The sequence below is a fragment of the Caballeronia sp. EK genome, from assembly GCF_014384845.1.
Lineage (GTDB): Bacteria > Pseudomonadota > Gammaproteobacteria > Burkholderiales > Burkholderiaceae > Caballeronia > Caballeronia jiangsuensis.
This window is the reverse complement of record NZ_JACSUE010000001.1, coordinates 875,449-898,057: the sequence shown is the minus strand read 5'-3', so window position 1 is coordinate 898,057 and position 22,609 is coordinate 875,449. Positions and strand designations below refer to the sequence as shown.

At 63.8% G+C, this 22,609-nt stretch carries 21 protein-coding genes; 7 read left to right on the top strand and 14 right to left on the bottom strand.

The features are described 5' to 3' along the window. Nucleotides 1–3: 3 nt before the first annotated feature. The 7 genes from IAG25_RS03765 to speB all read right to left on the bottom strand — a co-directional run bounded on the left by IAG25_RS03765 (nt 4) and on the right by speB (nt 8,976). Nucleotides 4–312: a malonate decarboxylase subunit delta gene (locus IAG25_RS03765; RefSeq protein WP_035498982.1), complete on the bottom strand. Its 309-nt coding sequence runs from the start codon at nt 310–312 to the stop codon at nt 4–6. Nucleotides 313–320: 8 nt separating this feature from the next. Continuing rightward, complete coding sequence (locus tag IAG25_RS03760) at nt 321–1,211, bottom strand: triphosphoribosyl-dephospho-CoA synthase (RefSeq protein WP_187603578.1); 891 nt, start codon at nt 1,209–1,211, stop codon at nt 321–323. Next, entirely contained in the window at nt 1,211–2,872 is a 1,662-nt protein-coding gene (gene mdcA / locus IAG25_RS03755; protein WP_187603577.1) for a malonate decarboxylase subunit alpha, read from the bottom strand. Before mdcA ends, IAG25_RS03760 begins: the two co-directional genes overlap by 1 nt. 254 nt (nt 2,873–3,126) lie before the next feature. Beyond that, nucleotides 3,127–4,818, bottom strand: a complete 1,692-nt coding sequence (gene betA / locus IAG25_RS03750; protein WP_187603576.1) for a choline dehydrogenase — start codon at nt 4,816–4,818, stop codon at nt 3,127–3,129. A 26-nt stretch (nt 4,819–4,844) separates the two neighbouring features. Further along, on the bottom strand, nt 4,845–6,365 hold the full coding sequence (locus tag IAG25_RS03745; protein WP_187603575.1) for a purine-cytosine permease family protein: 1,521 nt from the start codon (nt 6,363–6,365) through the stop codon (nt 4,845–4,847). A 46-nt stretch (nt 6,366–6,411) separates the two neighbouring features. Further along, nucleotides 6,412–7,920, bottom strand: coding sequence for an aldehyde dehydrogenase family protein (locus tag IAG25_RS03740; protein WP_187603574.1), 1,509 nt, complete (start codon nt 7,918–7,920; stop codon nt 6,412–6,414). 81 nt (nt 7,921–8,001) lie between these two features. Next, nucleotides 8,002–8,976 (bottom strand): agmatinase, encoded by a 975-nt coding sequence (speB, locus tag IAG25_RS03735; protein WP_187603573.1) that lies wholly within the window; start codon nt 8,974–8,976, stop codon nt 8,002–8,004. A gap of 151 nt (nt 8,977–9,127) precedes the next feature. Between speB and IAG25_RS03730 the strand changes: the two genes are divergently transcribed. Beyond that, nucleotides 9,128–10,063, top strand: coding sequence for a LysR family transcriptional regulator (locus IAG25_RS03730; RefSeq protein WP_187603572.1), 936 nt, complete (start codon nt 9,128–9,130; stop codon nt 10,061–10,063). Between the two features lie 15 nt (nt 10,064–10,078). Here the strand turns inward: IAG25_RS03730 and IAG25_RS03725 are convergent, their stop codons facing one another. The 5 genes from IAG25_RS03725 to IAG25_RS03705 all read right to left on the bottom strand — a co-directional run bounded on the left by IAG25_RS03725 (nt 10,079) and on the right by IAG25_RS03705 (nt 16,064). Beyond that, nucleotides 10,079–11,332: an MFS transporter gene (locus IAG25_RS03725; protein ID WP_187603571.1), complete on the bottom strand. Its 1,254-nt coding sequence runs from the start codon at nt 11,330–11,332 to the stop codon at nt 10,079–10,081. A 55-nt stretch (nt 11,333–11,387) separates the two neighbouring features. Continuing rightward, complete coding sequence (locus IAG25_RS03720; RefSeq protein ID WP_187603570.1) at nt 11,388–12,488, bottom strand: porin; 1,101 nt, start codon at nt 12,486–12,488, stop codon at nt 11,388–11,390. A gap of 24 nt (nt 12,489–12,512) precedes the next feature. Next, entirely contained in the window at nt 12,513–14,129 is a 1,617-nt protein-coding gene (gene mhpA, locus IAG25_RS03715; protein WP_187603569.1) for a bifunctional 3-(3-hydroxy-phenyl)propionate/3-hydroxycinnamic acid hydroxylase MhpA, read from the bottom strand. An 89-nt stretch (nt 14,130–14,218) separates the two neighbouring features. Further along, nucleotides 14,219–15,157 carry a VOC family protein gene (locus IAG25_RS03710; protein ID WP_187603568.1) on the bottom strand — a complete coding sequence of 313 codons (939 nt, stop codon included), beginning with the start codon at nt 15,155–15,157 and terminating at the stop codon, nt 14,219–14,221. A gap of 58 nt (nt 15,158–15,215) precedes the next feature. Then, nucleotides 15,216–16,064, bottom strand: a complete 849-nt coding sequence (locus IAG25_RS03705) for a fumarylacetoacetate hydrolase family protein (RefSeq protein ID WP_187603567.1) — start codon at nt 16,062–16,064, stop codon at nt 15,216–15,218. Between the two features lie 175 nt (nt 16,065–16,239). Between IAG25_RS03705 and IAG25_RS03700 the strand changes: the two genes are divergently transcribed. After that, entirely contained in the window at nt 16,240–16,959 is a 720-nt protein-coding gene (locus IAG25_RS03700) for a TetR/AcrR family transcriptional regulator (RefSeq protein WP_187603566.1), read from the top strand. 36 nt (nt 16,960–16,995) lie between these two features. On the opposite strand, the gene IAG25_RS03695 is transcribed toward IAG25_RS03700, so the two are convergent. Continuing rightward, entirely contained in the window at nt 16,996–17,826 is an 831-nt protein-coding gene (locus tag IAG25_RS03695; RefSeq protein ID WP_238211708.1) for an anti-sigma factor family protein, read from the bottom strand. Beyond that, nucleotides 17,823–18,356, bottom strand: a complete 534-nt coding sequence (locus IAG25_RS03690) for an RNA polymerase sigma factor (protein ID WP_035498970.1) — start codon at nt 18,354–18,356, stop codon at nt 17,823–17,825. The genes IAG25_RS03695 and IAG25_RS03690 overlap by 4 nt, the downstream gene beginning before the upstream one ends. A gap of 168 nt (nt 18,357–18,524) precedes the next feature. On the opposite strand from IAG25_RS03690, the gene IAG25_RS03685 reads away from it, so the two are divergent. From IAG25_RS03685 to tssC, 5 genes are all read left to right on the top strand, one after another. Beyond that, nucleotides 18,525–18,761, top strand: a complete 237-nt coding sequence (locus IAG25_RS03685; RefSeq protein ID WP_035498969.1) for a hypothetical protein — start codon at nt 18,525–18,527, stop codon at nt 18,759–18,761. Nucleotides 18,762–18,935: 174 nt separating this feature from the next. Continuing rightward, nucleotides 18,936–19,421: an Hcp family type VI secretion system effector gene (locus IAG25_RS03680; RefSeq protein WP_035498968.1), complete on the top strand. Its 486-nt coding sequence runs from the start codon at nt 18,936–18,938 to the stop codon at nt 19,419–19,421. A 44-nt stretch (nt 19,422–19,465) separates the two neighbouring features. Beyond that, nucleotides 19,466–20,515: a type VI secretion system protein TssA gene (gene tssA, locus IAG25_RS03675; protein WP_187603565.1), complete on the top strand. Its 1,050-nt coding sequence runs from the start codon at nt 19,466–19,468 to the stop codon at nt 20,513–20,515. A 34-nt stretch (nt 20,516–20,549) separates the two neighbouring features. Then, complete coding sequence (gene tssB, locus IAG25_RS03670; protein WP_187603564.1) at nt 20,550–21,077, top strand: type VI secretion system contractile sheath small subunit; 528 nt, start codon at nt 20,550–20,552, stop codon at nt 21,075–21,077. Between the two features lie 4 nt (nt 21,078–21,081). Then, entirely contained in the window at nt 21,082–22,584 is a 1,503-nt protein-coding gene (tssC, locus tag IAG25_RS03665) for a type VI secretion system contractile sheath large subunit (RefSeq protein WP_187603563.1), read from the top strand. Nucleotides 22,585–22,609 lie beyond the last annotated feature (25 nt).

Below are 22,609 nucleotides of genomic sequence, written 5' to 3'. Positions count from 1 at the left end.
TCTTCACGCTCCGCCGGTTGATTGCAGTTGTTCGAAGACTTGCCCGATGCGCATCTGCACGACGCCCGGCGTCGCGCCCGAATCGTTGATTTCGAGTTTCGCGGCGGGCAGCGAGCCGTCGCCGAAAATGCGTTCGAGCACGGCCTGCCAGAGTCGGCCTTTTCCGTCGACGGAAGTCGTGATGTTCACGACGGTGCGATTCGCCGCGTTCGCTTCGAGCAGCACTTCGAGGTCGCCCGAAGCGACGACGCCCACGAGCGCGCGGCCTTGCGCGGGCTGCCCCGCCGGGAATTCGAGGACGATGGTTTCCATGTGTGTTCCTATGCGTTCGACGGCCGATCGGCTTCGCCCTGAAGCCGGTCGAGAAAGAGGGCTGCGGCGAGCAGATCGGCGGCGCCGCCGGGCGATACGTGCAGTTCGACGAGACGCCGGTCGAGCGTCTTCAGTTCGCGTCGCCCCGCGAGCGCGGCGGCGCCGCCTCGTTCGAGCACGCAGCGTGCGCCGTGCTGCATCTCGGCGAGCGCGTCGCGTCCGCCGCGCGCGAGCACGCAGGTGTCGTCGAGCGTCGCCATCACGGCGAGCAACGCGTTGAGGCGCGCAGCCGTTTCGCTGTCGCCACGCGCGCGCGAGCGCATGAGTTCCGGCAGCGCGATATCCACGACATGCGGAAAGCCTGCCTGCGCCTGTCCGCGCGCGCCGCCGACGTGGTAGTCGATGCACGCCTGCTCGCCCTTGTTGCCGGTGATCGCCGGGGCGTGGCGATCCTGCACGCGAGCGATGGAGCCGGCACGCGACGCGACGGCTCGCGGATCGAGTTCCGAAGGTTCGCGCGCCGCCGCGGTCACGAGCAGCCCGAGCGCCCAGATCGCGCCGCGATGTGTGTTCACGCCGCCGGTCGCGTCGAGCATGCGCGCTTCGCCGTCGCGTCCGATTGCGCCGATGCGCTCACGCAGCGCACGCATCGGTTCGATGTCGATGCCGGCGCGCGCCAGCTCGACGAACGTCGGCTGCAATGCAAGCGCCGATACGCACATCAGGCTCCAGTCGAGATCGCGATGCGCGCCACGGCTGCGGATATCGACGAGACCGGGTTTCGGCGCAAGCGTGACTTCATCGATCAGCGCTTGCACTACATGCGCGCCGAAACGCTCGGCCAGATCCGGCGCGCGGCGCAGCGGCCACGCCGCGTTCATTGCGAGGTTCTCGCGCATTACCAGCTCCGAAAGCGTGCGGGCGGTTCGTACAGCCCGTCCGACCAGTCGACGATATCGGCCATGCTTTTTGCGGCGAGCAGCGACCGGCTCGCCTCGCTGCGATGGACGCCGAGGTCCTCGGGCAGCGCGACGAAGCCGTCGCGGCGCAGCGCGGCGAGCTTGCCTGCGTCGCTCTTGAGGCCGACAGGCGTGACGCCCGCGACGGCCGCGATCATCTCCTTGCGATGTTCGAGCGAGCGCGCCTTGTAGAGATACGCGATGCCTTCCTCGGTCAGCACGTGCGTGACGTCGTCGCCATAGATCATGACCGGTGCGAGCGGCATGCCGGACTCGCGGCCGACCTCGACGGCATCGATCGATTCAACGATGGTCGGCTGGCCGCCCGCCTGGAACGTCTCGACCATTTGCACGACGAGCTTGCGGCCGCGTTCGAGCGGGCTGTCCGTTTGCAGCAGATCGAGCCATGCGGGCGTGGCGTGGCGCCGGCCGTGCGGATCGTGGCCCATGTTCGGCGCGCCGCCGAAGCCGGTGAGCCGCCCGTGCGTGACCGTCGATGAATTGCCTGCGCCATCCATCTGCAACGTCGAGCCGATGAACATGTCCACCGCGTATTGCCCGGCGAGCTGGCACATCGTGCGATTGGAGCGCATGGAGCCGTCGCGGCCGGTAAAGAAGATGTCGGGCCGTTGCGCGACATACGCTTCCATCCCGAGCTCGCCGCCGAAGCAATGCACGCTCTCCACCCAGCCGGTTTCGATCGCCGGGATCAGCGTCGGATGCGGATTGAGCGTCCAGTGGCGGCAGATCTTGCCCTTGAGGCCGAGCCTTTCGCCGTAGGTCGGCAGGATCAGTTCGATGGCGGCGGTGTTGAAGCCGATGCCGTGATTGAGCGACTGCACCTGATGCCGCTCGTAGATGCCGCGAATGGCCATCATCGCCATCAGCACCTGGATCGGCGTGATGAGACGTGGATCGCGCGTGAAGAGCGGCTCGATGAAGAAGGGCTTGTCGGCCTGCACGACGAAATCGATCCACGAGCCGGGGATATCGACGCGCGGCAGGTCTTTAGGATCGTTGACGATCTCGTTGACTTGCGCGATCACGATGCCGTCGCGAAACGCGGCGGCTTCGACGAGCGAGGGCGTGTCCTCGGTGCTCGGACCGGTATAGAGATTGCCCGCGCGATCCGCCTTGTAGCCCGCGCACAGCACGACGTTCGGCGTCAGGTCAACATAGAGCCGCGCATACAGCTCGATGTAGGTATGAATCGCGCCGATCTCCAGGATGCCGTCCTGAAGGAACTGCGAGATGCGCAGGCTTTGCGCGCCGGCATACGCGAAGTCGAGCTTTCTTGCGATGCCGCGCTCGAAGAGATCGAGATGTTCGGCGCGGCTCACGCTCGGAATGATGAGATGCAGGTCGTGGACGACTTCCGGATCGACCTTCGCAAGCGAACGCGACAGAAAATCCGCCTGCTTCTGGTTGTTTCCCTCGACGACCACGCGGTCGCCGGGTGCGACGAGCGCTTGCAGGACATCGACGATGCGTTCGGTGGGCAGCACCATGCCATCCGCTATCGATGCAACCCGCGCAAGCCGACGATGTTTCTCCGCGCGGCGCGTGGCCCAGCGGGACTGGCTCTGACTTTGACTGGACATGTGGACTCTCGCTCAAGACTTGAGGCGAGTCTAGGGAGCGGGAGAGGCGCGTTCAATCAGCTTCGGAATGCGTTCGTTATCGTCAGGGTAACGATCGGTCGGGGTGCATCGTGTGTGCCGCGCGGGGCGGGGCTGTGGGGCTGAAATCCGATGATGAGGGTTTTCCCTCGCGGCGGCTTGGCCGAAGTGCACGGGCGGACATTTCCGGCCGAACGGCCGTTTCGCCGCCCGTGCATCGACAACGCGCCCGTCGTTCAGGCGTGATGCAACTTGCGCCTGGGCTGATGCGTTCGTTGCCGCGTTTCCCAACCTTCCGCGAGACCCACATCCGCGTGCGAAGGTTCGAGCATGGGACCGCCTTTCACCAGATCGGCGGCACGTTCGGCCAGCATGATCGTGGGCGCGTTCAGGTTGCCGTTCGGCTCGGTCGGAAAAACGGACGAGTCGATCACGCGCAGCCCGTCCATTCCCCGCACCCGCAGTTCCGAATCCACCACGGCCATCGCGTCTTCGCCCATGCGGCATGATCCGCAAGGATGCATCGTGCTTTCCAGGTTCGCGCGGACAAAGGCGTCGATCTCGTCGTCGGTCTGGACGCCGGGGCCGGGCGCAAGCTCGACATCGCGAAACGGATCCATCGCCGGTTGCGTGATGATCTCGCGCGTTAGGCGCACGCATCGCCGGAATCCTTCCCGATCTTCCTCGCGTTCGAGATAGTTGAAGCGGATCTCGGGATGCGCATAGGGATCGGCTTCGTTCAGGCGCACGTAACCCCGGCTCTTCGGCTTGTTGGGGCCGGTGAGCACCATGAAGCCGTGTCCCTTGAGTGGCTTGTCGCCGTCATAGCGCATGGCGGCGGGCAGGAAGTGGAACTGGATGTCCGGCCAGCGCAGGCCCGCTTCCGAGCGGATGAAGCCGCCGGCTTCGAAGTGATTGCTGGCCCCGAGCCCATCCTTGAACAGCAGCCAGCGCAGCCCGATCATGAACTTGCTGAACGGGTCCATCCTGCTGTTGAGCGTGACCGGCTGCTTGCATGCGTACTGGATATAAATCTCGGCGTGATCCTGAAGGTTCTCTCCGACGCCCGGCAGATCGTGCCGGACCTCCACGCCCGCGCGCCGCAGCACCTCCGCCGGCCCGATGCCCGAGCGCTGAAGCAGATGAGGCGAACCGATCGGCCCCGAAGAAATAAGCACTTCCGCGCGGCAGCGCGCGGTATGCGTCACGCCGCCCTGATCGTAGACGACGCCCACCGCGCGCTTGCCTTCGATCAGCACGCGACGTGTCATCGCGTGGGTCACGACATGCAGGTTGGGCCGCGTCATCGCCGGGCGCAGATAGGCATTCGCGGTGGACCAGCGCACGCCGTCCTTGACCGTCATGTGCATCGCGCCGAAGCCTTCCTGCATGTAGCCGTTGCAGTCGTCGGTCTTGATGTAGCCCGCCTGCGCGCCGGCCTCGACCCATGCGCCGTACAGCGGATTGCGCATGTTGTTGCCGTTGTTCGTCGACAATGGCCCGCTCTCGCCACGATACTGATCGCCGCCGAACTTGTAGCTCTCGGCGCGCCGGAAATACGGCAGGCAGTTCGCGTATTCCCAGCCTCGCGCACCGAGCGATTCCCATTCGTCGAAATCGCAGGCATGGCCGCGAATGTAGACGAGACCATTGATCGACGACGACCCGCCCAGCACCTTGCCGCGCGGACAATGCAACTGGCGTCCTTCGAGATGGGGTTCCGGCGCGGTCTGATACTTCCAGTTGTACTTCTTCGTGTTCATCGGCATCGAAAACGCGCTCGGCATCTGGATGATGATGCTGCGATCGCTGCCGCCATACTCCAGCACCAGCACGCGCACATTCGGGTCTTCGGTGAGGCGGTTGGCCAGCACGCATCCGGCCGAACCCGCCCCGACGATGATGTAATCGTATTGATCGGTTGACATGTCTTTTCCTTGAGTGACGGCTCGGCCTAGAAGCGCTTGTCGCCGGTCGTGTACTGGGGCTGGGTGTTTTCGATGTGAGCGATGACCGCTTCTTCCTTTCTCATGTCGAGCGAGCGTGCGAGCAGGAAGTACGCGATCGCCGACACCAAGAGGCCGACCAGCCATGCCAGATCGACACTGCCGATCGCCCGTGCAAGCGGACCGACATAGACTTCGTCCTGTCCATCGAAGATGCAGAAGAAGGGGATCATCGCCGCGAAGCCGATGACATACGAGATCAGTCCACGCGCGCCCCACGCGCCATACACGCTGCCGTGCGGCATGAAAAAATGCGGGATCGCATAGCGGCCCTTGCGGACGAAGAAGTAGTCGGTGAGGTTGACCGCCGTCCACGGCACGAGGAAGTACAGCATCACAACGAGATAGATGTTCAGCACCGACAATCCCTTGCCCGACGTGTAGATGCTCAACGCCACGCCGAGCTGCAGGCACACGACGAACAGCACCGCGACGATGCGCGTTCTGGCCGTCGGCCGGATCTTCCTGAACGAATCCACGCCGGTGATGGCCGTGAGCTTCGCGCTGTAGATGTTCATCGCGATGACGGGCAGGAACGCGAGTATCGTGACCGCGACGACCACGCTGCCGAGCCCCGGTGCAAGATCGCTGCCGACCTGATTCAGCGCGACGAGCACATCGCTCGCGTGCAGGTGATCGGCGAGCCAGCCACCGACGGCGATCATCCACGCACCCGACAGCGACGCGCCCAGGAAAACCGCCGCGATCAGCCTGCCGCCCGGCGTGTTCTTCGGCAGATAGCGCGAGTAGTCGGACACATAGGGCGCATAGGCGATGTTATAGCTCGCGGCCGCCGCGAACTGGGCGATGAAGCCTGTCCAGTTGAAGCCGAGCGGCGCCGGCGGATTCGCGCCTGCCGCCGCTGCCGGCAGCGGGATGTCATGGACCCAGTGCATCAGCACCGCAAAGGTGACGAGCCCATACAGCGGAAGCGACAGATACAGCGCCCATTTGAAGCTGCGATGCATCCAGTCGTGGCCGAGCACGGCGAGGATCGACGCCGGCACGGTGACCGCGAGCGCTACCCTGAACGGGTCCCAGCCGAACAGCGTCTTCAGGCCTTGCATCATCAACACGAGATTGACGATGTTGAAGCCCGCGAAGACGAACAGCGTCGCGAACAGCACGAGAATCACGCCGCGATAGCCGAACTGCGCGCGCGACTGGATCATCTGCGGCAAGCCGAGATGCGGGCCTTGCGAGCCATGAAACGCCATGAACAGCGTGCCGAACATGATGCCGAGCGTGCCGGCGACCGTCGTCCACCACGACGTGAGACCGACGCTCGGCCCGACGAAGCCGATCGTCATCGTAAAGAAGGTGAAGTTGCCGAGGAACCAGAAAGGCCCCTGTCGCGAGAGCCGGTCGGTTCGCTCGTGCTCGGGAATGAAGTCGATCGAATGACCTTCGATCGCGCCGTGCTCGCTCGCCGCCGCGTTCGTGCTCGCCGCGCTTTCGTATGATTTCATCGCGTACCTCGATCAGTAAGCTGATGCCGTAAGAGGGGAGAGACGCTCAGTGCAACGTGATCCAGACGGCCTTCGTCTCCGTCAGATGGTCGAGCTGCTCCATCCCGAGGTCTTTGCCGAAGCCCGATTCCTTGAATCCTCCGAACGGCATCGACGGGTCGATCGTGCTGTGCGCGTTCACGTAGACGCTGCCCGCGCGCAGCCGCGGCACCAGATTGTGAATGCGGTTCACATCGTTCGAATAGATGGCTGCGGCGAGACCATACGGCGAGTCGTTCGCGAGCTGCACGGCATCGTCGATATCATCGAAGGGCGATGTCACGAGCACGGGCCCGAAGATCTCTTCGCGAACGATCTTCATCGAGTTGCGGCAATGCGCGAAGATCGCGGGCTCGACGAAGTAGCCGGCTTCATCGCGCCTGCGTCCGCCGTAGACGAGCTCGGCCCCTTCGCGGCGTCCCGTGTCGATATACGCGCTCACGCGCTCCTTTTGCAGCGCCGACACGAGCGGACCGATGAAGCAATCGGGATCGAGGCCGGGCGCGATCTTCAACGTGCGCGTGTAGTCGACGAGCGCGGCGAGAAAGCGCTCGTGGATCTTGCGCTGGACATACACGCGCGTGCCCGCATCGCACACCTGGCCCGAGTTGAAGAACATGCCGTTAGCGACGGCGCGCGCGGCGGCGTCGACGTCCGCATCGTCGAGCACGAGCACCGGCGACTTGCCGCCGAGCTCCAGCGTCACGCGGCGGATATCGCTCACGGCCGCCTGGCCCACGTTGCGCCCGACGTCCGTCGAGCCGGTGAACGTGAGCTTGTCGATACCGGGATGACGCGCGAGCGCCGCGCCGATCACGTTGCCGCGCCCCGTTACGACGTTGACGACGCCCGCCGGAATGCCGGCTTCCTGCACGAGCTCGGCGAAGCGCAGCGTCGATAGCGAAGTGAGCTCGGCCGGCTTGATGACCGCCGTGCAGCCCACGGCGAGGGCGGCCGCGAGCTTCCACGCCATCGTCTGGAGCGGGAAATTCCACGGCACGATGATGCCGACCACGCCGACCGGCTCCTTGCGCGTATAGGCGACATAGTCGCCCGGCAGCGACGGCTCGACGGTGCGCCCATGCAGCTTCGAGGCCCAGCCGGCGAAGTAGCGGAACGTATCGATGGTGCCCTGCACGTCGACGTCGCGGGCCTGCGCGGCGGACTTGCCCATGTCGATCGATTCGATTTCGGCGAGCTCGGTCGCGTTGGCTTCGATCAGATCGGCGAGCCGATGCAGCAGGCGCTCGCGTTCCAGCGGCTTGAGCTTGCGCCACGGCCCGCCGTCGAACTGCTTGCGCGCCGCCTGAACCGCGCGGTCGAGATCCCCGACTGTTGCGAGCGGAATCTGCGTGATGCAACCCGTGGTCGAAGGCTCGATGACATCGAGCGTCTCTCCTGCGCCGCCCGTCACCCACTCGCCACCGATGAACATCGTCTGCGGCTTGTTCAAAAAGCGCGTGGTGGCTTCCTGAACGCCGAAACGCTCCAGATAATTGCGGACAATGGTATCCAACTTCGTCTCCTGTTTTTCCGGGACTTCGTGATGTCGAGTCCCGTGAATGTCGATGTGAACCGTTCGCCTGCGGGCGCGCCTTCAACGATTCGCTTTGCTGCGCTCGTGAAAGATGAAGCCGATCGAGTTCATCAGCAATTGGGCGGCGAGAATCGGCGTGACGCCGGCGGGGTCGTAGGCGGGCGCGACTTCCACGAGGTCCATTCCTACGATGTTTCCGCGGCTGCGCCGGGCGAGCGCCTGGATGATTTCGAGCACCTCGTAGTACAGGAAACCGCCGTGGCTCGGCGTGCCTGTGCCGGGCGCGATGGATGGATCGAAGCCGTCGATGTCGATGGTTATATAGTAGGCCGCGCCTTCGGGAACCCGCGCGAGCACGCCTTCCGTGCCGAGCTTGCGCACGTCGCGGACAGACAGGATCTCCGACCCGGCACGGCGCGCCGCGTCGTAGTCGTCGCGGTTCGACGACGACACGTTGCGAATGCCGAGCTGCGTCATGCCGACGATATGCGCCATCTCGGAGGCGCGCCGCAGCGGATTGCCGTGCCCGTAGCGCACGCCGTGCCGCTCGTCGACGAAGTCCAGATGCGCATCGAAGTGAATGATGTGAATCGGCCCCTTGCCTTCGAACGCCTTGATCACCGGTGCGTGAATCGAGTGATCGCCGCCCAGCGTGACGGGCATCGCGCCGCACGCCAGGATCTTGCGCACCGCGAGCTCGATGTTCGCGTTGCTGCTCGCCATGTCGGTGTGCACGATGTCGGCATCGCCGACGTCGACCATGCGCACCTGATCGCGGCTCAGATACAGCACGTCGTCTTCGTGATCGTAGGCGCCGGCGTGACCGAACGAAAACAGCGTCGACGCCTCGCGGATGCTGCGCGGCCCGAAGCGTGCGCCGGAGCGCCATTGCGTGCCCATGTCGTTCGGCGCACCGAGGATCGCCACGTCGGCGTCGATGCGGTTCCAGTCGAGGCACACCGGCGATTTCGCGAACGTGCAATGACCGACGAACGGCAGATTGAGCCGTCCGGATTCGTAGTTGTTTTCCTGCATCTGCATCTCCTGTTCTGTCAAGATGGGCCGCAGGTTGAGCCTGCGCGTTGTTTTGAGAGACTATGAACAGGAATGGCGGGCACGAGAATCATGAGTATCGGATGTTCATATCGGAATTTCCGAAGCAACGACGCGTGGAGGCGCGAACCCGATGACCCAGTTGCAGGACGTAGATCTGAAGTTGTTGCGGGTGTTCATGGCCGTGGTGCGATGCGGCGGCTTTTCGGCGGCGCAGGCGAGCCTGAACGTCAGCCAGTCGACGATCAGCGAACAGATGACGACGCTCGAGACCCGTCTCGGCCTGAAGTTATGCGAACGGGGCCGGGGCGGTTTCCGTCTGACCGAGCATGGCATCGCGACCTACGAAGCGGCGCAGCGGCTGCAGATTGCGGTGGAAGCGTTTTGCATGGATACGGATGCGCTGAAGAAGCACATCTCGGGAAGGCTCTATCTCGGGACCATCGACAACACGGTTTCCGACAAGACATCGCCGCTGCCGCATGTGCTGCAGAAGTTCGTCTCGCGCGGGCACGATGTGCATGTGGATGTCTATGTCGGCTCGCCTGCCGAACTCGAGGAACGCGTGCTGGACGGGCGGCTGCATGTAGCCATCGGCCACTTTCCGATTCATGTGCCGGGCCTGAGCTACGCCGAGCTTTATGCGGAACCGGATGGCCTCTATTGCGGGAAGGGGAATCCGCTTTATGCGCGCGCGTTCGATGCGGACGTGTCGTCCGAAACGATCGCCGAGAGCCGGATCGTCGCGCGCGGCTATTTCCAGCAGCATGATCTGCGCATGTTGAGCGCGAGCAAGGCAGCAGCGACTGTCGACAATGTCGAAGCTCAGGCCATCCTGATTCTGTCGGGGGCGTACGTGGGGTTCCTGCCCAATCACTACGCGGCGCGCTGGGTCGAGACCGGTGACATGCGCCGGATCAGCGCAGAGCGGCTGGGCGGACAGTGGCCGTTCTGCGCGATCACGCGGCGGGGTGTTTCCATGCCTTCCATTCTGAAGGCGTTCATGGCCGATCTGCAGGGTTGCCAGGAGGTGTTGAGATCGGCTCCGCCCGGCAACCGATCCCTATAGCCACGCGAAATCACATCAATCCAGCGCGACCGCACCCGCCTGCACACGCGTTCGGGAGGGTGCCGTTTCCTTCAGACTGAGCGCCACGACAAACCCGATCGCGAGCGCAGCCAGTCCGAGATGCATGATGTACTGAATGCCGAAATGCTTTGCGATGTAACCCGCGATCGCCGGGGCGAATCCACCACCGAAAACTTCGCCGATGCCGACCACCAGACCCGAAGCCGTCGACATCAGCTTCGCCGGCACCGACTCCGCGCTCAACGGTCCCACTGTCAGCGTGATCATGCTGAAGACGAACAGAAGCGTGAGCGTGAGGTACGTGAACAGCAAGGTCGGGTTCGCACCGGTCCGCATGAGAAGGAAGAGGAAGACGGCCGCGCCGATCACCGAGAAGATCATGACCGGCTTCCTGCCGAGCTTGTCGGACAGTGCCGGCATCACGAGCGTGCCGAGCGTGCCGCCGAAACCGATCGCGGACAGCACGTAGCCCATCTGCTGCATGCTCAGGTGCAAATAGTCGATCAGGTAACTGGGGAAGAGTGCGCTCAGCACGACGAGACACGTCAGCCAGCACAGCATGCCGACGATGTTCAACGCTATGTTGCGGTAGCGAAAGACATCGGTCCATCTGTGGGTGGCGGCATCGCGCGTCGCCGTGTGCTGTGCAGCGGCCGAAGCCTTCGTATTGCGCAGCACCCTGAACATCAGGTAAGCCACCAGCAAACCCGGAATCGACACCACCGCGAATATCCAGTGCCACGGCAGCACTTTCAGCAACTGCGTGACGAGGATCGGCGCGATGCCCAGACCGAAGAGCGGCAGCGCCATCTGCTGAATGCCGATATTGCGGCCGTGACGCGTCGGCTTCGATGCATCGAGTGTCGCGATGATGCTCGCAGGCGTATAGGCGCCTTCGGCAAAGCCCATCACGGCGCGAATCAGGATCAACGAGCCGACGCCCGTTGCAAGACCGCTCAAGCCCGCCAGCAACGAAAACACGATGATCGCCGGAATGATGACCTTGCGATGGCCGACGCGATCGGAGAGATTGCCCATGAACATCGCCGAGATGCCCCACGCGACGGCGAGCGCACCGGTGATGTGCCCGAGGTCCTGATAGTCGAGATGCAGATCCGTCATCATGACGGGAAAGAGCGGCATGATCATGAACCGGTCGATACCGACCAGTCCGAAGCCGAGCGACAGCAAGGCCACGGCTTTCCACTCATAGGCGATATCCCACCCTGAAACCCTGTTGTGTTCCATGTTTGCGATCTCCAGATCGTAGAGCGATGTCGTCGCACGCGACGAGCGATTGATGTCAGAAAGAAGTCTGCAGGCCGAGGCGGCCGATGACCTGATGCGTGGTGCTCGATTGACCCGCACCGTTGATCCAGGCGTTGTGTCCGCCTTCGACATCGCCGCCGGTCCACTGAAAGACCGCTTCGGCGTACAACGTGGTGCGCTTGGAAAGAAGATATTGAGCGACGCTCGTGACTTGCTGCGCCCTGTTGTGGCTCAACTGCGCGTTGCCCTTCATGTACTGATAGTTCGCGCCGAAGCGGATATCCGGCATGAACGTGTACAAGGCGCCGGCCTGAACCGCCTGCACGACGCCGCCCGTCAGCGTATTGCGCGTGTTGGTATAGAGCGCGTTGAGATACACATCGCCGATGGTCTGACTGAGCCCGCCTCCGAAATTGCGGATGCCGTCGTGGCCGTCGTTCAGCGCCGCGTACCGGGTTTCGTTGTACGCGGCCGCAATACCGAAGCCGCCGATCGCATAGTTCACGCCGAAGCCGATCGTGTTGTTCGCGGAGAACGAGCCGGGCGTGTTGCCGAAGCCGTACAGTGCGCCGAGCCTCAGGCCTGAGAACGTGGCCGAGACGATCTTGACCGAGTTCGACACGCGCGACGTTCCGCCGGTCTGGTCGAAGTCGAACGAGCCGGTCGGATTCTGGGGAATGCCGAGCGCGGCGAACGGCCCCTGGCGCATGTTGTAGAGGCCGCCATACGTGAAGCTGCCGTCCAGTTTCGCAGGCGGAAAGAAGAGGAAGTCGGCCATCAGGTTGTATTGCTGGCCGAACGTGATGCGCCCTACGCCGTCCTTCGACAGACCGACGAAAGCCTGCCGGTTGAAGTCGGCGCCCGGTCCCGGAATCCCCGCGCCGCTGTTCACCGAGAATTGCGACGCAAGCTCGAAGAGGGTCTTGTAGCCGCCGCCGAGATCCTCGATGCCACGGACGCCCCAGATGCTCGGCGTCCAGATCGAGTCGTCGGCCTTGAAGTTATGGCTGCCGTTTTCGTTGCTCACATAGCTCACGCCGACGTCGAGAATACCGAACAGCGTCACGCTGCTTTGCGCTCTGGCTTGCGGAGCGAGCGCGCATGCCGCGACCAGCCCGCATAGTGTCTTCCTCATGTTCTCTTCCTTTTTTGTTTTGAGTCAGAGGACGACCGCTTCCGTGCGCTCGTCGACCGAAAGGCGCGACACGAGATCGCTCAGCAACATCGGCAGGTCTTCTAGCGTTTTCACGCCGCCGAAGATGTAGTAGTCGGGCCTCACGATGATGGCGTTGACGCCGTGCTCATCGAAGAACTGCCTGTACTTGCCGCTGACGTCGAGCAGCACGCGATCCTTGACGGCTTTGTCCGCGTCGCTCGTAATGCCGATCGAACGCCCGCCGATGGCAGCGAGAGCGGCCTTGCCTTGCGCGTCGAGATAGCGGTTCGGGTGCGCGTCGAGCGCAATGACGTGAAAGCCGTTGGGCACTGCTTCGTCGTAACGGGATGCTTCGCCCACGTTCATTACCTTGCCGTGAACGCTCAGCAGTCCGGCCACGCTTTCGCAGGCGAACGCCGGGTCCTTGCAGATCAGGCCATCGGTGAGACCGGGGAAGGGCGGAAGCGCAGGCACGTCGCCGGCGAGATACGCTGCGTCGCGGCGAGCCGCTTCTTCCTTGTCGGAGATGCAGACGACCTGTCCCATCGCGATGGATGCATCGATTACCGCACGCACTTGCGGACGACGCTCGGGCGTGTAGCCTTCCAGCACGCGGTCCGATGCAATGCCCTTGAGGATCAGATCGAAACGCCAGGCGAGATTCCATGCGTCGCGAATGCCCGAGCACATGCCCTGTCCCATGAACGGCGGCATCTGATGGGCAGCGTCGCCCGCGAGCACGACGCGCCCGCTATGCCAGTTTCGTGCGATCAGCGAGCGGAACTTATAGACGGCATGGCGCACGAGCGTCGCGTTCTCCGGGGTGACCCAGGGCGACAGCAGTTCCCACACCTTCTCCGGCTTTTGCAGCTCTTCGATCGATTCGTGCGGCAGACGCATGAACTCCCAGCGACGCAACCCCGGGCCGCCCGGCACCATCGTCGTCGGGCGCTCCGGATTGCACCACTGGCCGATGTCGGGTACGTCGAGCTTCACGCCGTCGTTCGGCTTGAGATCGATCACGAGCCAGTCTTCCTGGAAGCCGAGATCATCGAACTCGATGTTCTGCGACTTGCGCACGAAGCTGTTCGCGCCGTCCGCGCCGACGACATAGCGTGCGCGCACCGTCTGCGTCTCGCCGGTCGGATCCCAGCTTGCGCCGTTCATTACGCCGCGACGCAAAGTCAGTTCGCAACAGTCGGACAACTGACGCAAAGCGGTTGCTTCCCAGCCCTGTTGCACTGAGATGTTCGGAAGCGACTTCGCCTTTTTGTCGAGCAGCGCTTCGAGCGACGGCTGATTGAAGAGATAACCGACCGGTCCATCGCTGATCGATTCCGCCGACCAGTCGATCTCGACGAGCGTCTTCCAGTCCGCGTTGAACCATTGATACTTGGACGACGGTTGCGAGATGCGCTCGACGTCTTCTCCGATGTCCATCGCATGGAATACACGACGGATCTCGTGGTCGTGAAATACGGCGCGCGGAAGCGGATACAGCGAAGGCCAGCGATCGAAGACCGCGACGTTATAGCCGCGTTCTCCAAGCAATATCGAAAGAGATTGCCCGACGGGTCCGTATCCGACGATAGCGACGTCGAGAATGGTTTGATCTGTCATTTCGGTTCACCTGCTGAAAATAGAGCGAGTTGTGCCCTGGCGCCGGATGAACCGGCTGCCATCGAATCGATGCAAAGGGTGTGAAGCGATCAGTCTGCTAAGACGACGCCGGCTTCGGTGTTGTGGATGAAGTCGTCGGGGACCGGCGGACCCCAGAGATAGAGCGAGTCTTCCGGCGCGAAATCGCCGGCGGGCCACGCTTCGCCCGCGGACACGAAGTCGATATCGGCGGAGTACTCGCAGAACGAACCCCACGGGTCCTGCACGTAATGGAAGTAGTTCGAGCCCAGAACGTGCCTGCCGGTACCCCAGCCTTTCGTAAAGCCGGCTGCGGCCATTTGCGACGCGCCCTGACCGACGAGGTTCACGTTATCGACATCCCACGCCGCGTGGTGCCAGCCGCGCGCGCTGCTCTTGGCGAACGCGACGAGATGATGGTCGCTGCCGTGCGGCGCATGCGTGAACGCGATGATGTCGAGCGACTTGTCCGACAGGCGCAGGCCGAGCGCCTTGCCGTAGAAATCGAGCGCGCCGAGGACGTCCGGTGAAAACAGCAGCACATGAGAGAGGCGTCGCGGACGCACGGTCTTCGCTTCCGAGCGCATGTGCGCGCCGCGCTCGTCCGCATGGCTCGATGCGACGACGCACGGTGCCTTGTCGAACGGCGTCGTCTTGGGGCCGATTTTCACCTGGATCAGATTGCCGTCGGGATCGTGGAACCAGAAGCCTTCTTCGGGCGATGCAATCACATCCGCGCCTGTCGCCTTGACTTGTTCGAGGATCGCCGCGAAATCCGCTTCGAAGCAGTTGAAGCTCAAGTACGCCAGCGACTTTCTCGATGCGGAAACGATGCGCGCCCAGCGATGTCCGTCGGCTGCGCGCAACTCGAGTTCGTCGGCGGTCGCTGTCACATCGAGACCGAAGGCGCTGAAGAAACGCTCGGCATCGGCAAGCGAAGGAACGTTGAGCGCAAAGTGATCGATCGAGTGAACACTCGCGCATGCGGATGCTACGGCAGGGTCGCTCATGACCGTGTCTCCATGTTCGATAAGCGCCGGCTCTGCGACCGGCTTCGCGGATAAGGAATTAGCGCGCGGCTTCGTCGGCGATGACATTGCGCAGCGTGCCGATCTTTTCCACCGACACTTCGCAAACGTCGCCCGCTTTCATCAGGAGGCGCGGCGTGCGCGCCCAGCCGATGCCCGAGGGCGTGCCCGTCACGATCACGTCGCCCGGTTCGAGCGTGATGGCCTCGCTGATCACGCTGATGAGCGTCGCGACATCGAAGACCATGTCGTCGGTGCTGGCCGACTGCACCACCTCGCCGTTCATGCGCGTTTCCAGCAGCAGGCCTTTCGCGCCTTCGGGCAGCTCGTCGGCGGTCACGAGATCGGGGCCGAACGCGCCCGTGCCGTCGAAGTTCTTGCCGACGGTCCACTGCGGCGTCTTGAACTGATACTCGCGCACCGAGCCGTCGTTGAAGAGCGCGTAGCCCGCGACGTGCGAGAGCGCGGCTTCCTTCGAGATGTGGCGGCCGCCCGTGGCCAGCACGACCGCGACTTCGCCTTCGTAATCGAGCCCTTCGGAATCGGTCACGGACGGACGAATCATCGGCTGGTCGTGCGCGACGAGACTCGTGTTGACGCGCAGGAACAGCGTCGGGTAGTCGGGTTGCTCGTACTTGCTTTCCTTCGTGTGGTCGGCGTAGTTCAGACCCACGCAAACGATCTTCGGCGGCTTTTGCAACGGCGGAAGGTACTTGAGGCCGGCGGCAGGGATCTTGTCCTCCGTCGCGTTGCTCTTTGCATATTCATCGAGCCGGACGCCGCGTGCGAGCAGCGATTCCAGCGGCTCGTCACCGATGACGCGCACGTAATCGCCTTCGCGCACGCCGAGGGTTGCACGGCCATTCTTTTCGAAACTGACGAACCTCATTTCTGCCTCCTGTGGACCCGGAGACGAAGCGCCTCGGGTTTGCTGAATCTCGTATTGACGAATTTGTCAGTTCCAATTCTATGCAAAATGACAAACGCGTCAATATGAATTCGATCAGGACAAACCCGCACAGTGTGGGCGCTGCTAAAATCAAACCGGATCAACGGGATAGCCAATGGAAGCGACAGAATCGAGCGAAAATCATCGGACGCGCGTGGGAGCGTTGCGACGCGAAAAGACGCGCATTCGTTTGATCGAAAGCGCGCTGGCGGTTTTTGCGGAGAAGGGCGCGGACGCTCCGACCATCGACGATTTCATCGCTGCGGCGGGCGTCGCGCGTGGGACGTTCTACAACTACTTCCGCACGACGGCGGAACTGCTGTCGGCGGTGGCGGGCGAAAGCAGCGACGAAGTGCTCGCCGTCATCGATCCGCTCGTGCGCGCGATCGACGATCCGGCGCAGCGCGTGGTGGTGGGTTCGCGCCTCTACATGAGCATGGCGGCGCGTTATCCGCTGTGGGGCGCGTTCATCACGCGAGTGGGCACGAAACGGGGATCGCGAGGCCGTCTGCTCGACGAGTACCTCATGCGGGATTTGCAGATGGCCCTGGATGCCGGCCGCTTCGACGTCGCGGATGTGGTCGTCGCGCGTGATATCGCGCTCGGCTCGATCATGTACGGCATCGAAACGCTTTTATCCGGCGACGCGCCCGTCGACTACGCCGAGCAATCGATGTACGCGCTCATGCGCGCCTTTGGCATCGGAGCGAAGGAAGCCCGAAAACTCGCCTACGCGCCGATCGCCGATCCTTCAGCGCCACGCGGCGCCATCTTCGAGCGAGTCGATGCATTGGCGGTCGAAGACGGCGGCGCGCGTCGTGACGCGGCTGGTTAAGGCCGGAAGAAGGAACGCCGCGGCGCACGCGTTTGGCTAACTGTCGCGCGCTCCCTCCGCGCGGTCGCTGTAAAGCGGAACGGTCTTCCCGCTGGCGATGCTGTTGCCGACAGCCTGAAGGTCGAGCGAAGGCGCTTTCGCGAGCAGCACGTAAGCGAGCCGGTTCGTGCGCCACGTGACCGTCTTCATGTCCCCGACCTGACCGGAGCGCACCGGCGCGTCGCTCTCGTTTTCCTCGATCACGCACAGCGCGACCGGATCGCCGCGCTCCGGCAGATACACCATCTGGATGAGCGGGCGGTCATGGTAATTCAGGCGCTGCACGCGCTTGAACTTGAGGCCGACCTGACGCAGGTCCGGAACATCGACCGGCATGCCGTCGCGCTGGTGGATATCGGCCAGAACCTGCTCCGTGCTGGCCTTGTCTTCGCGCAGATTGGAAACCGTGTCGCGCCCGTAGAGCACCTGATAATCCGCCACGCTCTGCACCCACGGATCGGCGCCGCGATTCAACGGATTGTAGCCGCCGAGATAACCGGTGAGCACGCCCGAGCAGACCGCACCCGCGACGAAGGCCGCGGCCGCCCACTGCATCGAAAAGCGGCGCGTGCCGCGCGGCGCCTTGCGTTCTTGCGGCGCGCTGACGCTCACCAGTTCCTCGATGCGGCGCGTGAGGCTTTCCGGCACGGGCGGCACCGTTTGCCGGTCGTAGGCGGCGCGATACGGCAGGACCGACGCCTGCAGCGCCGCTGCGCGCGCCGCCAGTTCGTCGGAATGCGCGATCGCCGCTTCGATTTCCGCGCGCTGTTCCGGCGAAAGCTCGCCGTCGACGTACGACATCAGCAGCGAATCATCGACATTCATCATAAGGATTCTCCTTTTCTGGTTGCCGCCGGAGCCTGCACGCTGAATTTCTGACCGATCGTAAGCCGCGCGCGCGACAGCCGGCTCATGATCGTGCCGATCGGCACGTCGAGCACCTCGGCCGCCTCGCGATAGCTCAGGCCTTCGATCGCCACCAGCACCATCACGACCCGCTGCGCTTCGGGCAGCGTCTCCACCGCGTCGATCACCTGGCGATGCAGCAAATCGAGCTCCGGATTACGCGCCGAAGGATCGGCGAACGATTCGATCTCCTCGTCCTGCCAGTCCATGCTGCCGCGGCTGCGAATCGAACGCGCGCGCAATTCGTTCATCCACGTCGAATGCACGATCGAGAACAGCCAGCTCAGCGTCGACGTCCCCGGCTGCAACTGGCTGCGCCGCTCCAGCGCCCGCACGCAGGCGCGCTGCACCAGATCCTCGGCGTCGTGCTGGTTCTGCGTGAGCCGCAGCGCGAACCGCCATAACCGAGGCAACAGCGTCGGCAGGACGGTCGGCAGGTCGTCGTCGTTCATCGGGGCAGCTCCTGTGATGGGCGCGCTCATGATTGACAACACTCCAGAAGCCGATCTATTCCGAAAATTTTTCGATTTTTTTTGCGGAATAAGCGGGCGGGGGCGGCTGTTTTCGGGTCACGGATCGCGCAACGGCGCGCACTCGAACCACCGATTAGGAGACAGATCATGGAGACCCTCCTCGACCGCGCCCGGCAGGCAGGCATGGCGGTCATGCTGGACGCGTGCATCGGACGCGAACGTTTTCATAGCATAGCCGGTTCGACGGCAACCCTCGCACGATTTGCGCAGCTTTGCGAAGCACCGGCGGTGAGTCGTAACACGCTTGAAAGCTGGGCCGCGCTCTGCGAACGCGGCGACGCGACAGCCGTGGCGGCGGCGATCCGCCGCGCGCTCGGCGAATGAATTTTGATTTGAATTCGGGTTGATGCGCGGCGTTTCGAATGCGCCGAAGCATCGTTATGAATTAGGTATCCGAATCAATGCGGTGCGTTTATAGCCCGCAAACCAAGCTTCGCGATCCAATGGCGACGCGAATTTTGCCTGTGCCGCAAGGCGCATTTTTCTCTGGAGACTGACATGGCTGTGGATATGTTTCTCAAGCTGGGCGATATCAAGGGTGAATCTCTGGCGGTGGGTCACACCGAAGAGATCGAGGTGCTGAGCTGGTCCTGGGGCTGCTCGCAGATGGGCACGACGCACACCGGCACGGGCGGCGGCACCGGAACCGCGTCGGTGCAGGACCTCACGATCAGCAAGTACGTCGATAAAAGCTCGCCCACGATCGTGCAGTCGTGCTGCCAGGGCGTGCACATGCCCGAGGCCGTGCTCACGCTGCGCAAGGCGGGCGGCAACGAGCCGGTCGAGTATCTGAAGATCACGCTCAAGGAAGTGCTCATCAGCAGCCATTCGGTGGGCTCGGGCGGCGGCGATCAGATTGCCGAGAGCGTCACGCTCAATTTCGCGCAATTCAACATGGAGTATCAGCCGCAGGACAACACCGGCGCGAAGAAGGGCGGCGTGGTGACGGGCAAGTGGAACATCCCGAAGAACAAGTCGGAATGAACCGCCGGTTCGCACACTAACCCACGCCTCTTACGGACTTCACCATGAATCGCGCAGATATCGCAGCCTGGCTCACCGACCTCTCGCCGGATGTTCCGTGCGGCGAGGACGAAGAGTACAGCGCCGATTTCCGGTCTCTGGAAGAGGCGCTCGCCGGCAAGCCCGACGCCCAGTACGGCGGCACCGTGATCGCCGCCACGCCGCCCGACTGGACGCTCGCCCACTCGCTCTCGATGACCTTGCTCGAACGCACGCGCGATCTGCGCGTGGCGGTGCATTACACGCGTTCGGGCACGGTCCGCGAGGGTTTCATCGGGCTGGCGCGAGGCCTCGCGCTGATCGAAGGGCTGCTCGATCGGCACTGGGGCGGCGTGCATCCGCAGCTCGATGCCAGCGACGACGACGATCCGACCGCGCGGGTCAACGCGCTCTCGGCGCTCGTCGACGACGCGGGGCTCGTGGGCGAGCTGCGCGACGTGCCCTTCGTCGCGCCGCGCGGCCAGCGCGGTTTCGCACTGCGCGAGCTCGATGTGATGGCGGGCGAAGCGCCGCTTTCCGAAGGCGACGAGATGCCGACGCTCGCGGCCATCGATGCGGCGTTCGCGCAGGCAGGCATCGACGCGGCGCGGGCGATGTGCGCGGCGCTCTCGTCGGCGGGGGCGTCGCTCGAAAAGATCGAGAGCACGCTGACCGCTCGCGTCGGGCCGGCGCGCGCGCTCGATTTCGGTCCGCTTTCGCGGCCGCTCGGACGCATCGGGGACTTCGTGGCGGCGCGGGCCGAGGTGCTGGATCCGGATACGGGGGGAAGGGCGATGGAGACCAGCAGCAGTGAAGAGGGCGCGGGCTCCGGTCCGGCGGCGCATCGCGCCGTCGCGGCCGGGCCCGCAGCGCCCCGGCGCATCGCGAGCGCGAAAGATGTGAGCGACGCGCTCGACGCGATCTGCGCGTACTACGCGGAGTGCGAGCCGTCGAGCCCGTTGCCGGTGCTGTTGCAACGCGCGCGCAGGCTCGTCGGCAAGAGTTTCATCGAAATCATCGAAGACGTCGCGCCGGACGGCGCGCATCAATTCAGGCATCTGGGCGGCGTCGTCTGACGGGCCCCGGACACAAGCAAAGGAGAGAAACATCGTGGCAAAGGAAAGCAGTCAGAAATTCATCGCGCGCAATCGCGCGCCGCGTGTGCAGATCGAATACGACGTCGAAATCTACGGCTCGGAGAAGAAGGTCAACCTGCCCTTCGTGATGGGCGTGCTCGCGGATCTGGCGGGACAGCCCGCCGAGCCGCTCGCACCCGCCGCCGAACGGAAGTTCCTCGAGATCGACGTGGACAACTTCGACGAACGTCTCAAGTCGATGAAGCCGCGCGTCGCGGTGCAGGTGCCGAACACGCTGACGGGCGACGGCAACGTCGCGGTCGATCTGACCTTCGAGAGCATGGACGACTTCACGCCCGCCGCGATCGCACGCAAGGTCGAGCCGCTGCGGCAATTGCTGGAAGCGCGCACGCAACTCGCGAACCTCCTGACCTACATGGACGGCAAGACCGGCGCCGAAGCGCTGATCGCCCGGCTGCTCGAAGAGCCCGCGTTGATGAAGGCGCTCGCCACCCAGCCTCGTCAGAACGACGACGCCGACCAACCCATCACCGGAGCATGACGCGATGAACGATCTCAGCATCCAGCAACAGGCAAGCCCCGCCGTATTGGACGCGGCGCCCGAACTCGACGACTTCTCCACGCTGCTGCAAAAGGAGTTCAAGCCGAAGTCCGAGCGCGCCCGCGACGCCGTGGAGAACGCGGTGCGCACGCTCGCCGAGCAGGCATTGCGCGACACCGGCGTGATTTCCGGCGATGTCCTCGCGACCATCGAAGCGCTGATCGCTCAGATCGATCAGACGCTCACCGGGCAGATCAACCTGATCCTGCACAGCGAGCCGTTCAAGAAGGTAGAGAGCGCATGGCGCGGCCTGCACTACCTCGTGAACAACACCGAGACCGACGAGTCGCTCAAGATCCGCGTGCTGAACATCTCCAAGGCGGAACTGCACAAGACGCTGAAGAAATATCGCGGCGTCGCGTGGGATCAAAGCCCGCTCTTCAAGAAGCTCTACGAGGAAGAGTACGGCCAGTTCGGCGGCGAGCCCTACGGCGCGCTGGTCGCTGACTACTACTTCGACCACAGCGGCCCGGATGTGGACCTGCTCACGCAGATCGCGAAGATCGCGGCGGCGGCGCATGCGCCCTTCATCGCGGGCGCGGACCCGGCGGCGCTTCTGATGGAGTCGTGGCAGGAACTCGCCAATCCGCGCGATCTGACCAAGATCTTTCAGACGCCCGAGCACGCCGCGTGGCGCTCGCTGCGCGATTCCGAGGACTCGCGCTACATCGGCCTCGCGATGCCGCGCTTTCTCGCGCGCGCGCCCTACGGCGCGAAGTCCGATCCGGTCGAGGCGTTCGACTTCGAGGAAGACACCGCGGGCGCGAACAGCAGCAAGTACGCGTGGGCGAACGCATCGTATGCGATGGCGGCGAACATCACGCGCTCGTTCAAGACTTCCGGCTGGTGCTCGCGCATTCGCGGCGTCGAGTCGGGCGGCGCGGTCGAGGGTCTGCCGGTGCATGCGTTCCCGACCGACGACGGCGGCGTCGACATGAAGTGCCCGACCGAGATCGCGATCAGCGACCGGCGCGAGGCCGAGCTCGCCAAGAACGGCTTCATGCCGCTCGTGCACAAGAAGAACTCGGACTTCGCGGCATTCATCGGCGCGCAATCGCTGCACAAGCCCGCCGAATACGAAGACCCGGACGCCACCGCCAACGCGAATCTCGCCGCGCGTCTGCCGTATCTGTTCGCGTGCTGCCGCTTCGCGCACTACCTGAAGTGCATCGTGCGCGACAAGCTCGGCTCGTTCAAGGAACGCGACGACATGGAGCGCTGGCTGCAGAACTGGATTCTTCAATACGTCGATGGCGATCCCGCGCATTCCTCCGAAGACACCAAGGCGCGCAAGCCGCTCGCCGACGCGCAGGTCATCGTCGAGGAAGTGGCGGGCAATCCGGGCTACTACACGTCGAAGTTCTTCCTGCGCCCGCACTACCAGCTCGAAGGTCTGACGGTGTCGCTGCGGCTCGTGTCGAAACTGCCGACGGCCAAGGCCGCCTGAGCCGCGTCACGTCCGCCCATTGCCC

Excerpts from the sequence above, each read along its gene's own strand:
- IAG25_RS03710 (WP_187603568.1), bottom strand. The coding sequence starts at position 15,157 with ATGAGCGACCCTGCCGTAGCATCCGCATGCGCGAGTGTTCACTCGATC.
- betA (WP_187603576.1), bottom strand. The coding sequence starts at position 4,818 with ATGTCAACCGATCAATACGATTACATCATCGTCGGGGCGGGTTCGGCC.
- tssA (WP_187603565.1), top strand. The coding sequence starts at position 19,466 with ATGAATCGCGCAGATATCGCAGCCTGGCTCACCGACCTCTCGCCGGAT.
- IAG25_RS03725 (WP_187603571.1), bottom strand. The coding sequence starts at position 11,332 with ATGGAACACAACAGGGTTTCAGGGTGGGATATCGCCTATGAGTGGAAA.
- IAG25_RS03730 (WP_187603572.1), top strand. The coding sequence starts at position 9,128 with ATGACCCAGTTGCAGGACGTAGATCTGAAGTTGTTGCGGGTGTTCATG.
- IAG25_RS03680 (WP_035498968.1), top strand. The coding sequence starts at position 18,936 with ATGGCTGTGGATATGTTTCTCAAGCTGGGCGATATCAAGGGTGAATCT.
- IAG25_RS03760 (WP_187603578.1), bottom strand. The coding sequence starts at position 1,211 with ATGCGCGAGAACCTCGCAATGAACGCGGCGTGGCCGCTGCGCCGCGCG.
- IAG25_RS03705 (WP_187603567.1), bottom strand. The coding sequence starts at position 16,064 with ATGAGGTTCGTCAGTTTCGAAAAGAATGGCCGTGCAACCCTCGGCGTG.
- IAG25_RS03685 (WP_035498969.1), top strand. The coding sequence starts at position 18,525 with ATGGAGACCCTCCTCGACCGCGCCCGGCAGGCAGGCATGGCGGTCATG.
- IAG25_RS03690 (WP_035498970.1), bottom strand. The coding sequence starts at position 18,356 with ATGAACGACGACGACCTGCCGACCGTCCTGCCGACGCTGTTGCCTCGG.
- speB (WP_187603573.1), bottom strand. The coding sequence starts at position 8,976 with ATGCAGGAAAACAACTACGAATCCGGACGGCTCAATCTGCCGTTCGTC.
- mhpA (WP_187603569.1), bottom strand. The coding sequence starts at position 14,129 with ATGACAGATCAAACCATTCTCGACGTCGCTATCGTCGGATACGGACCC.
- tssC (WP_187603563.1), top strand. The coding sequence starts at position 21,082 with ATGAACGATCTCAGCATCCAGCAACAGGCAAGCCCCGCCGTATTGGAC.
- IAG25_RS03700 (WP_187603566.1), top strand. The coding sequence starts at position 16,240 with ATGGAAGCGACAGAATCGAGCGAAAATCATCGGACGCGCGTGGGAGCG.
- IAG25_RS03720 (WP_187603570.1), bottom strand. The coding sequence starts at position 12,488 with ATGAGGAAGACACTATGCGGGCTGGTCGCGGCATGCGCGCTCGCTCCG.
- IAG25_RS03745 (WP_187603575.1), bottom strand. The coding sequence starts at position 6,365 with ATGAAATCATACGAAAGCGCGGCGAGCACGAACGCGGCGGCGAGCGAG.
- IAG25_RS03765 (WP_035498982.1), bottom strand. The coding sequence starts at position 312 with ATGGAAACCATCGTCCTCGAATTCCCGGCGGGGCAGCCCGCGCAAGGC.
- IAG25_RS03695 (WP_238211708.1), bottom strand. The coding sequence starts at position 17,826 with ATGATGAATGTCGATGATTCGCTGCTGATGTCGTACGTCGACGGCGAG.
- mdcA (WP_187603577.1), bottom strand. The coding sequence starts at position 2,872 with ATGTCCAGTCAAAGTCAGAGCCAGTCCCGCTGGGCCACGCGCCGCGCG.